The following is an 11455-nucleotide window of genomic DNA, read 5'->3' on the forward strand; positions in this document are numbered from 1 at the left end:
TAACCGTATAATGAAAGCTTACATCTTTCCAAAGACCATAAAACAAAGCTTCACTTTTAGCTATGAATTAATTCTCTTTATGTTTCTGCTTGGGAGTGGAAGTTGTGCCCAAAAGGAGGATACTTATTCCCATTGGGGCGTCTATAAAGCGGACGCAGAAAGTAGTAGCTATTCTCCTCTTGACCAGATTAACAAGGAAAATGTGTCAAAACTAACCCTGGCATGGGTTTTCGAACCCAATGACACTATTTCTGGAGGCAACCCAAAAAACAGTGAGAGTAATCCGATCATCATTGATAAAATCCTGTACACCACCTCTGCCCGCGGACGGCTATTTGCAGTCGATGCTGTCACAGGCGTATTAAAGTGGAGTTTTGACCCATTTGATGGGGAACGAGGAGGCGGAATTAAACGGGGTGTAACGTATTGGGAAGACGGATCAGACAAACGCATTCTCTTTACCGGAGGGGATAAACTTTTTGCCATAAATGCGTCTACAGGAATGCCAATCCCTTCATTCGGCAACGCAGGTAAGGTGAACTTAAATGAAGGAATGCGGGGCGATCCGGATAAAATCTCTGTGATACCCACTTCACCGGGAATTATTTTCGAAGATTTGCTGATCCTGGGCACTGAAGTTTCGGAGCTCTATGGAGCAGAGCCTGGCCATGTAAGGGCATACAATGTGCGTACCGGGGAATTGACCTGGACTTTCCACACCATCCCTATTCCGGGACAAGTTGGGTATGATTCATGGCCAAAGGATGCATGGAAGTATGCTGGAGGCGCCAACAGTTGGGGAGGATTTAGCCTGGATGCCTCTCGAGGCATGGTCTATTTTGGTACTGGATCCCCTGCCTACGATTATTATGGTGCAGACCGGAAAGGCATGAATTTGTTTGGCAACTCAGTAGTAGCAATCAATGCCCGAACCGGAGATTATATTTGGCACTTTCAAACTGTACATCACGACTTGTGGGACTATGATTTGCCAGCACCTCCAAATCTGGTTACGGTAGAACACGAAGGCCGAAAAATTGATGCTGTGGCCCAGACTTCCAAAGTGGGATTTATTTACCTTTTGGATAGAGAAACTGGAAAATCTTTATTTCCAGTTGAAGAAAGGCCCGTACCCCAATCCGATGTTCCTGGGGAAGAGGCCTGGCCGACTCAGCCTTTTCCGCTAAAACCCGCTCCCTATGCCCGGCAATATTTGGACGAAACCGACCTTGCCAATTATTCGTCTACCTCTAGGGATTCGCTGATACAACTGTTTCGCTCCCTTCGTTATGAAGGGATTTTTACCCCTCCATCACTGAAAGGAACCTTGCAGTTCCCTGGTTCACGCGGAGGATCAAGTTGGGGCGGTGCTGCCTTTGATGCGGCTACTGGTCTCCTGTACGTCAGGTCAAATGACTCCCCGGAAATCATGCGCATGAAAAAGGTGGAGCCTGAAAATGCCATTACCAACCTATCTATTTATAAACGGGGAGAATCGATTTATTCCACCTTTTGTGTAAGCTGTCATGGCCTGGATAAAAATGGAGACGAACAAGGAAATCCTTCTTTAGTAGGGTTAAAAGGCCGGATCAGCGAAGAAGATGTGTTAACAAAAATAAAACAAGGAGGAGGTAAAATGCCAAGCTTTTCAAGTGTCATCAATGACGAAGCAAAGGAAGAAGCTATCTTGGCCTACCTCTTCGAGAATGAAAATAAAGAAAGCCCTGATCAGGAAAATTCTTTGTTGAAAGAAATCAACAACAACCAAGGAGCATCTTTAGAAACCAAATCTGTAAAAGACCTGAATCGATACCTGAACCTTACCGCTTATGGGTATTTTAGGGATTCTAAAGGAAGACCGGGAATTAATCCTCCTTGGAGCACACTTCATGCCATCAACCTAAATACCGGTGAATATGCTTGGAGCGTCCCATTAGGAAATAAGCCTGATCTGCAGACAGGGCTGCAGGAGACTGGCGATACGGGTTCCGCTGGACCTACGGTTACCGCTGGCGGACTGGTATTTATAGCAGGTACACGAGACAATAAATTTCGGGCTTTTGACAAGGACACGGGTGAAAAACGCTGGGAAATCGATTTGCCAGGTTTTGCCAATGCCAATCCAAGTAGCTATATGGTGGAAGGCAAACAGTTCATAGTGCTTTCTGTTGGAGGAAATTCAAAAAATACCGCCGGATCAGTAATGGCGTTTTCACTACCTAATTGATTAACTACAAAAATGCGAAACAGGCCTAATCGTATACTTTGAATTCAAGCTTTTATAATATTTATTTCGTAAATTCAAAATCTAAAAAACAAAATCATGAAAAAGAATATTTTAATTGGTGTCGGGGTGGTATTTTTGCTATTCGTTGTATGGGTAGTTTATGGATTATTTATTGCCACACCAGCTAGTCCTCCAACCACTACTTCCTATAGCGATGGAGGATTGGAAATAACTATTGATTATAGTCAACCTTCAAAAAAAGGAAGACTTATATTTGGAGAGGAAGCGGATGATGCGCTACAGCCTTATGGCAAGTATTGGAGATTAGGTGCCAATGCTGCTACCGAAATCACTTTTAATAAAGACGTTACTTTTGGTGGGAAACCTGTAAAAGCGGGAACCTACAGCATGTATGCTGTTCCTGGAGCAAATGCATTCAAGGTTACATTGAACAGTGAAACAAATATTTTCTTTGGCATAGCAGAGCCTGATCATGAATTAGACGTGGTAACGGTTGATGCACAAGTACAAAGTACTGCTTCAGAAGTGGAGACTTTTACGATAGACGTTGTTACTTCGGAAAACGGTGCTACCATTAATTACAGCTGGGATCAAACGCTATTTACTGTACCTGTTACACTGCAATAAGCAATGGCATTCTCCAAAAAGAAGTGGGTATTGCTACCCTTATCTATTTTGTTATTTTTGGGTATTGCCTATTGGATAATAGGTAAAATCCAATACCGTAATAACGTAATGGATGTGGAAGAATATGCACCCATTTCTACCCTAAAAGTTCAAGAGCACCTATTGACCAAGGCTAAATTCCCTTTTATTGATGTTCACAACCATCAGTTTACCATGCCCGTTCAAAACCTGGATGATTTAGTAAAGGAAATGGATGAATTGAACATGGCCGTAATGGTCAACTTAAGTGGCTTTAGAGGAAAGTACTTAGAATGGTCGCTGGACAATGTCAATGAAAAGTACAGCGATCGATTCACTCTTTTTATGAACATTGACTTTGAAAAAGTGGATGACGAAGTTTGGCCAAATGAAACACTTTCCTTGATGGAAGAGTCCTTTAAATTGGGTGTAAGAGGGCTTAAAGTTTATAAAAGCTTAGGTCTTACTGATAAGGACAGCAATGGCAATAGAATAAAAGTCGATGATCCTAGACTGGATCCTATCTGGGCCAAATGTGGAGAATTGGGTATTCCGGTATTGATTCATACTGGTGAACCGGCAGCTTTCTGGTTGCCCAAAGACAAAAACAATGAGCGCTGGCTAGAGCTCAAACAATACCCCAGTAGGTACAAAGATCCAGAAAAGAACCCCTCTTTTGAGGAAGTAATGGCCGAACAACACCATGTCTTTAAAAAGCATCCCAATACTAAATTTATTTCAGCCCACTTGGGTTGGTTTGGCAATGACCTGGCCCGACTTGGTAAATTGCTCGATGAAATGCCCAATATGTACACTGAATTGGGAGCCGTATTAGCCGAATTAGGCAGGCAACCCATTACCGCCCGAAAATGGTTAATCGACTACCAAGACAGGGTAATGATGGGGAAAGACAGCTATAAAAAAGAAGAATACTACACCTATTTCAGGGTGTTAGAAACTAACGACGAATATTTCGATTACTACAGAAAACGACATGCCCATTGGAAAATGTATGGCCTAGCCCTTCCAGACTCAGTCCTCCAGAAAATTTATTTTAAAAATGCCATCCAATTGATTCCAGGGATTGACGAGTCTTTGTTTGAGGGTGTAGACGATTAAAATACTGTTGGAATCACGGAATTAATTTGATTACACGGATTGCACGGATTTTGGAACTTGAGTAATTATTATTTACGTCTGATTCGTGGTTCGTCTTTTTTTCATCTTTTCACGCCGGAATCACGGATTTATGATGGATTACACAGATTTCACGGATTAAAAAAAATCAGTGTAATCCTTTAATCCGTATAATCCGTGATTCCGGCGTATATTCCGTGATCCGGCGTATAATCCGTGATTCATCCGTATATTCTGTGATTCCGACGTCAATTACAACACCAGGCGTTTAAATGTAAGGCTTTTACTTCCGAAATTAATAAGTAGTCCAACTTTCAATTTATAAGCTTTTAAATAGTTTAGTACCCGGGCTAAGTGAACGTCTTCTAGAATTATTTTGGCTTTGAGCTCAACCAATACTTTTCCTTCCACTACGAAGTCAGCCCTCCTGGTGCCAATTGGTCTTGGTAGGTCTTTGAAATAAATTTGTTGCTCAATTTCACGAGCAAATTCAAGATTCAATTGTCTCATTTCCCACGCCAATGCCCGCTGATAAATAACCTCCTGGAAGCCATTTCCCAAAAACTTATGCACTTCAAAGGAAGCGCCAATTATCTTTTCTGTGATGTCTTTATGTTCCAACTCCATATTAAAACCTGAAAAACTTTCAATTCACCAAATACTAAGATAATAATAAATAGAAAAACCTAGAAATAAAGCCCTACTATCTCGACTATTTTATTGAATATCAATGAAAAGAATTCCCATTTACAAATTCCAGGAATTTTGGCTTGTATTGGTCGGAAACGGTGATGCGTTGGTCGTTGATTAGAATCTGGCTGCGTTCGATAACGTCTATATTTTTCAGGGAAACAATAAAAGAACGATGAACACGCATAAATTGTGTCTGGGGCAATTCATCTTCCAAAGACTTCAAACTCATAAGGGTTAATATTGGCCTTGGATTGTCTTTAAGCCATATTTTGATATAATCCTTTAGCCCCTCAAAATACAGTACATCGGCCAACTTTACCCTTAATTGTTTGTATTCTGATTTGACAAACAAAAACTCTTTTTCAGCCACCGGAGCGGATTGCTTTTCCTTCACAAGATTAAACCAGGTGCTGGCTTTGTTGGCTGCAGCTAAAAATTCAGCGTAATCAAAGGGTTTTAATAGGTAATCCAGCGCTTCTACTTTAAAACCCTCAAGGGCATATTCATCGAAAGCAGTTGTAAAGATCACTCGACTTTCTTTGGGAAGCATTTTAGAAAATTCTATCCCAGTCAAATCTGGCATTTGTATGTCTAAAAACAGTAAATCTACAGGAGAAGTTTTTATAAACTCCATGGCTTCTATGGCACTGCTACATTTCTTCTTTAATTCCAGAAATGGTGTTTTCTCAACATAACTTTCCACTAAGTTTAGCGCCATAGGTTCATCATCTACAATCACGCAGGAAATTTTCAAACCACTCATTTTTATCTTCAACCTGTTTCTATTGTTAAATTTACTAAAAATCGGTTGTCAAGCACTTTATTAGTGAAAGTATATTGATTGGGGTACAATAATTTCAAACGCTTTTCAAGGTTTTGAAGACCAATTCCGGAACCACTCTTATCTGCGATTTTTTTTGGGAAGTTATCATTAGCTATTGTAAATAATACCGTCTGCCCTTCACAACGCATGGCAATGTCAATCAGACTCTCTTTACTTGCTGAAACCCCGTGTTTAAACGCATTTTCTATTAAAGAAATAAACAGCAAAGGGGCTATTTGAATGCCAGTATTTTCGCTTGGGAAACTATATTTAACGGAAGTTTTATCAGATACCCTAAGCTTCATTAAATCGATGTATTTCTTCATAAATTCGATTTCCTTCGACAAAGTTACTTTTTCCATATTGGTTTCATACAGCATATAGCGCATGAGTTTGCTCAAGCTGTGAATGGAGGTTTTTGCCTGATCTGGAGAAATATCCACCAATGAATAGATATTGTTCAGCGAATTAAAGAAGAAATGGGGTTGAAGCTGATAATGCAGGTGCTGCAACTCTGATTGTAATTTGAAATTGGCGGCTTCTTTGCTTTCCGCCTCAGTTTTTACCCATCGCTGTGTGGTTTTTATGGCAATGGCAAATAGCAATGGGGCCATGTAAGATAGCATCTGAATATAAATGAACATTTTAAATGGTGGTCCACTGCCCTCGTTTTCAGTTGGAACTTTTCTTGCCAGCTCTTGGAAGTAATTGCTTTCCAATTGCTCTCTTAGCAGTAAAAAGAAAGAAATAAGGGCAACATTAATTCCAACAAACAACAGCGTGTTATTGCTAAAAAGATAGCGGTCTATCAATATGCTATAATTTAGGTAAAACACGATGGCATAAAAAAACAAGGGTATCCAAAAATGTGCAAATACTCTCATTATTTCCTGATCCTGCCCATAGGACAAAACATAGGGCATACTGAATAACACAAACCAAACCAGTAAATGTGAAAAGACCGTTATTTTTTTATTGTGGTACATACTATTATTCGTAACGCAAAGCAGTTATAGGATCCAAGGCTGAAGCTTTTCTAGCAGGATACCAGCCGAAAAAGATACCTGTTACAGCACATACGGCGAAAGATACAATGATAGAATACAAGGCAACACTTGTTGGCCAATTTAAGAAATTTTCGACGAAAAAAGTGGCTCCTAGTCCTAAGAAGACCCCCAGAAGGCCTCCGGTAATACTAATTAAAATGGCTTCAATCAGAAATTGCATTAATATATCAGAGCCCTTCCCTCCCACTGCCATCCGCAAACCAATCTCTCTTGTTCGCTCCTTTACAGACACATACATGATGTTCATAATTCCAATACCCCCAATCAGTAAGGAAATACTCGCCACAGCAACCAATAAAACGGTTAACATTTCGGTGGTAGAACTAAAGGTAGAAATAAGTTCTTCCATAGAACGAACACTAAAATCGTCTTCCTCATTGTCTGTGAGCTTATGCTGTTCCCGCATTATTTCAGTCACTTGAGTAACTGCCTCAGGTGCATCTTCTTCGCTAACTGCCGATGCCATCACCTGATTCAAATAATCAATGGCAAGGATACGTTTTTGAACCGTGGTATAAGGTGCAATAACTACATCATCCTGGTCCTGGCCAAAGGTATTTTCTCCCTTTTCTTCCAACACCCCAATGACTTTGAAAGGAATATTATTAAAGCGGATCATTTGTCCAACTGGTTCTTTACCATCTGGAAAAACATTGTCGACAACTGTTTGACCAATTAAAGCTACTTTTGCAGCTGATTGAACTTCTGCATCAGTAAACATGCTGCCACTTTGTAAATCCACTACCTTAATTTTCAAATAGTCTGGATTAACCCCATAGATAGTAGATGGCCAATTGCTAGAACCATTGATGACCTGTCCACCACCATTGACCATAGGTGATATATAGCTCAATAAGGTAGCTTGTTCTTTGATAGCCTCGTAATTCTTAAAGGTTAGGGTTTGCATTTCGCTTGCACTACCTCGCACTCCACCACGCACATCTGCTCCAGGCCTGATGGTGATGATATTTGAACCCATACTGGATATACTACTACGAATACTCTCCTTCGATCCTTCCCCAATAGCGAGCATGGTAATAACCGACGCCACCCCAATAATAATCCCTAGCATTGTTAACAAGGTTCTCATTTTATTAAGAACTATGGCTTTAAAAGCTATTTTCAATAGATTTAATAGTCTCATAATTAATGTTCTTCTACAGGTAAGTTTGTCAATTCTTTATCAGCAGACAATTTATTCTGATTGCTGTAATCCTTAATAATATTCCCATCCTTTAATATGATTGTTCTATTGCTAAATGCTGCTATATCCGGTTCGTGGGTGACAAAAGTTATGGTAATACCCTTGGAATTTAACTCTTGAAAGAGTGACATGATTTCATAAGATGTTCGCGTGTCAAGATTTCCTGTTGCTTCGTCTGCTAAAATCATCACTGGATTATTTACCAAAGACCTTGCAATGGCGACACGCTGCTGTTGACCACCTGAAAGTTGTGATGGCGTATGGTGTAACCTATCAGCCAATCCAACCATTTCTAATGATTTTATGGCACGTTCCCTTCGTTCTACTGTAGACACCTTGCTGTTGTACAACAGCGGTAATTCTACGTTTTCTATTGCCGATGTTCTTGGCAATAAGTTATAGGATTGAAAGATAAATCCAATCTTCTCATTTCGGATAGTTGCCAATTGATTTTTGCTGAGGTCCTTTACCCTTAGCCCATCTATTTCATAGGTACCTTCTGTAGGTTGATCCAGACAACCCAAAATATTCAATAAAGTACTTTTTCCAGACCCACTAGAACCCATTATGGTAACGAATTCCCCTTTCTTAATGGTAAATGAAATACCTCTAAGCGCATGAACCGTTTCGGTTCCCATCGTAAAAGAACGTTTCAGCTCTTCTATTTTTATTATTTCTTTACTCATGATAGATTACTTTTTTCTGTCGCCTCCAGGTCTTTGTGGCATAAATGGACTTTCGCTACTTGTTTCCTTTGTAAGCTCAGATTTACTTATACCTTTTAAGCTGTACACCAATTTGTCTCCTTCATCAACCCCACTCAATAGCTGCACATTAACACCATCACTCGCTCCTAAAGTTATTGTCTTAGGGATGAGTTCTCCTTGGCTATCTAATACCCAAATAGAAGTAGCTCCATTGTTGAGTTGATTCTCTTGGTTTGGAAAATTGTGTTGTGAATTGTAGGAAGCCAAAGTTTCAGTTTCTGGCTTGAAATTGATGGCCTTTGCTTCTGCAGTCAATACCTTTTCCAATTCTAAAGTAAAAATGGAAATGGTAGCAGTTAATCCTGGTTTCAATTTTAAATCCGGATTGTCGGCTCGGATTACTACTGTATAGGTTACAACATTTGAGGTAACTGTTGGGTCCAATCTCACCTGTGTCACAACACCTTCAAAAGTTTCACCGATATAGGCATCCACTGTAAATTCTACCCGCTGACCTTCTTTCACATTGCCAATATCCGCTTCATCCACATCAGCTTCTACCTGCATTTCTTTTAAATCCTGGGCAATGGTGAACAAGGTCGGTGTGCTATAACTTGCAGCAACTGTTTGCCCCTCATCAATGGCACGTGACAATACTACTCCGTCTATTGGTGAATATATATTGGCATAGCCCAAATTTGTTTTGGCTGATTGAAGGTCTGATAAGCGCTGGGTTACAGTACCTTTTGCTGTTTCATAATTGTACAAGGACTCATCATAATCTGATTTGCTAATCACCTGATTGTCGTACAATGTTTTTTGCCTGTCATAAATGGTTTTAAGATAATTTCTTTGGCTTACGGCATTGTCATACGAAGCCTGATTTTGTGAAGCAGCTGCTTTAAGGTTTGTTTTATCCAATTCAGCTATCAATTGCCCTTGCTTAACCACACTGTTATAGTCTACATAAATCTTTTCGACCACACCAGATACCTGGGTACCCACTTCAACTTGCGTAATGGGTTCCATGGTACCTGTAGCAGTAACCATGGTGGTAACATTCGTTTTCTTGGCTGGCACCGTTTTGACTTCAATTATCACAGCATCGTCACCTTTTATAAAACTGTAAGCGGCTAAGGCTACAATTGCCACTAATATGCTGCCTATGATGACATTCTTTTTAGTTTTCATGTTAAAATTAATTATAGTTTAATGTCGTTTCCTTGGTAAAATTGTAACAATTGATGGTATAAAATATTCAAATATTTGGCCTGCAGATAGTTCTGTTGGGCATTGGTATAAGTATTTTGGCTAATTACCAGGTCTGTGGTACTTAAGTCCTCCAATTCATATTTCTTTTGGGCCAGTTGGTAAGATTGTTCGGCAGCTTCTTGTGAGGCTTTAGCAGCAAACAATTGCTCCTGGGCCGAAACCGCGTTTTGATATGCTGTTTCTACATTTTTATAGATCACTTTCTCTGTTCCAAGCTTTTGTATTTGGGCTTTTTCAATGTTTATTGAAGCCGTTTTTACTGCCGATTTGGTCTGGTTCCTATTAAATATGGGAATGGTTAAAGTAAGTCCAAGTCTTTGGTTGAAATTGGTATTGAACTGGTCAGAAAATGAATTGTAGTTGATACTAGTGTAACCTGAACCAAGACTTCCTGACAAAGACAGTGTAGGCAAGTATGCACCTTTGGCTATTTCAAGTTCTTTCTCGTTGACAGCTATGTTTAAGTTACTAACTTCAATTTCTGGCATAAACTGTAAGGCTTTATAATAAATGGCAGTTTTGTTAAGCTCCAGGTTGATTAAATCCATGTTCTCATCAATGGTTTCAATGTCCATATCCTCCATTGGTGAGAGCTCTAACAATTGTTTAAGGTCAATGATATGCTGCTCGTAAGTATTTTTTGCAGTTATTACATTGTATTTGTTGGTAGCCGCTTGGCTTTGGGCCTCCGTGTAATCACTTAATGCAATGGTTCCTGCATCCAATCGAGCTTTTGCCCTTAAAACCTCTTTCTCTGAGGCATCTAAATTATTTTCAGCAATAGTGATGCTTTCTTTGCTAAACAAGGCCTGTAAATAGGTTTCTAAAATGTTCAAGGCAATGTTGTTTTTTTCAATTTCTCCTTGAAAAAAACTTTGTTCCATCAATAACTTATTCTGCGCTATTTGATTGTTAAGTTGGTTGCCTTGGAACAAGGTGATGGAGCTATTGAGACCTACATTATTACTATTGATTTGCTCAGATACAAAATCGCTAGTGATGGGGTCAATGGCATTCCCACTAGAAAATATCTGGGAAGCACTACCAAAAAGGTTTGGCAATTTGGAGGATTTGGCCCTGTCATAATCCACAGAGGCAATGTCGGTATTAAGGATGGCCTCTTTAACGGTAATGTTATTTTCAAGGGCGTAGTCAATGCAATCTTCCAAAGACCATACTTGCGGCGTTGGTGTATTGGCGACTTCCTGCGCAAAAGAGAATTGCACAAAGAATAAGCTTACAAGGAGGAGATAAAGTTTCATTTTTAAAGTGTTTTAGATTAACACTTCAAATGTGGGACTATCGCTTGTTTTATTAAAGAGCAATAGACGTTTGGCCTTAATGCCTATACAAAAGGCCTAATTTTATAGATGGGGAATTTTGTGAAATACACTGACTTACCTCTTGGTAGACTTGGCTTATAAGAAAAGTTTAACTGATTGCACAATAGGACTTCATAATTTCCATTGAGAAGAGTTGCAACCATAAGAAAATCAAGAAATATTAATTTCATAGTTTTGGTATGAAGCCTTATCAACTCTGCCAAAACTTTGAATGACTCTTTAATAGCTATATACTTATCCTACTCTTAATAAATAGGTGATTAATTAGGGTCTGCTTAGAAAATAAAAAAGAGGAGATTTAGGTGAATTGAGTGGG

The 11455-nt window shown here is 39.5% G+C and carries 10 protein-coding genes; 3 read left to right on the forward strand and 7 right to left on the reverse strand.

Going from position 1 to position 11455, the window contains the following annotated elements:
- Nucleotides 1-10: 10 nt before the first annotated feature.
- The 3 genes from AAC073_RS22710 to AAC073_RS22720 all read left to right on the forward strand — a co-directional run bounded on the left by AAC073_RS22710 (nt 11) and on the right by AAC073_RS22720 (nt 4012).
- Nucleotides 11-2227 carry a PQQ-binding-like beta-propeller repeat protein gene (locus AAC073_RS22710; protein WP_339926117.1) on the forward strand — a complete coding sequence of 739 codons (2217 nt, stop codon included), beginning with the start codon at nt 11-13 and terminating at the stop codon, nt 2225-2227.
- A 96-nt stretch (nt 2228-2323) separates the two neighbouring features.
- Nucleotides 2324-2875, forward strand: coding sequence for a DUF2911 domain-containing protein (locus tag AAC073_RS22715; RefSeq protein ID WP_339926118.1), 552 nt, complete (start codon nt 2324-2326; stop codon nt 2873-2875).
- A 3-nt stretch (nt 2876-2878) separates the two neighbouring features.
- Nucleotides 2879-4012, forward strand: coding sequence for an amidohydrolase family protein (locus tag AAC073_RS22720; protein WP_339926119.1), 1134 nt, complete (start codon nt 2879-2881; stop codon nt 4010-4012).
- 270 nt (nt 4013-4282) lie between these two features.
- On the opposite strand, the gene AAC073_RS22725 is transcribed toward AAC073_RS22720, so the two are convergent.
- The 7 genes from AAC073_RS22725 to AAC073_RS22755 form a co-directional block, all read right to left on the reverse strand.
- Nucleotides 4283-4657, reverse strand: a complete 375-nt coding sequence (locus AAC073_RS22725) for a GxxExxY protein (RefSeq protein WP_339926120.1) — start codon at nt 4655-4657, stop codon at nt 4283-4285.
- Nucleotides 4658-4757: 100 nt separating this feature from the next.
- Nucleotides 4758-5486 carry a LytTR family DNA-binding domain-containing protein gene (locus AAC073_RS22730; protein WP_339926121.1) on the reverse strand — a complete coding sequence of 243 codons (729 nt, stop codon included), beginning with the start codon at nt 5484-5486 and terminating at the stop codon, nt 4758-4760.
- 8 nt (nt 5487-5494) lie between these two features.
- The gene (locus AAC073_RS22735) at nt 5495-6532 is read right to left on the reverse strand and encodes a histidine kinase (protein WP_339926122.1); all 1038 of its coding nucleotides are present in this window, start codon (nt 6530-6532) and stop codon (nt 5495-5497) included.
- A 4-nt stretch (nt 6533-6536) separates the two neighbouring features.
- Complete coding sequence (locus AAC073_RS22740) at nt 6537-7757, reverse strand: ABC transporter permease (RefSeq protein ID WP_339926123.1); 1221 nt, start codon at nt 7755-7757, stop codon at nt 6537-6539.
- A gap of 2 nt (nt 7758-7759) precedes the next feature.
- Nucleotides 7760-8503 carry an ABC transporter ATP-binding protein gene (locus tag AAC073_RS22745; RefSeq protein ID WP_339926124.1) on the reverse strand — a complete coding sequence of 248 codons (744 nt, stop codon included), beginning with the start codon at nt 8501-8503 and terminating at the stop codon, nt 7760-7762.
- Between the two features lie 6 nt (nt 8504-8509).
- Nucleotides 8510-9715: an efflux RND transporter periplasmic adaptor subunit gene (locus tag AAC073_RS22750; RefSeq protein WP_339926125.1), complete on the reverse strand. Its 1206-nt coding sequence runs from the start codon at nt 9713-9715 to the stop codon at nt 8510-8512.
- Between the two features lie 11 nt (nt 9716-9726).
- The gene (locus tag AAC073_RS22755; RefSeq protein WP_339926126.1) at nt 9727-11058 is read right to left on the reverse strand and encodes a TolC family protein; all 1332 of its coding nucleotides are present in this window, start codon (nt 11056-11058) and stop codon (nt 9727-9729) included.
- Nucleotides 11059-11455 lie beyond the last annotated feature (397 nt).

Source organism: uncultured Cyclobacterium sp., assembly GCF_963977555.1.
Taxonomy (GTDB): domain Bacteria; phylum Bacteroidota; class Bacteroidia; order Cytophagales; family Cyclobacteriaceae; genus Cyclobacterium.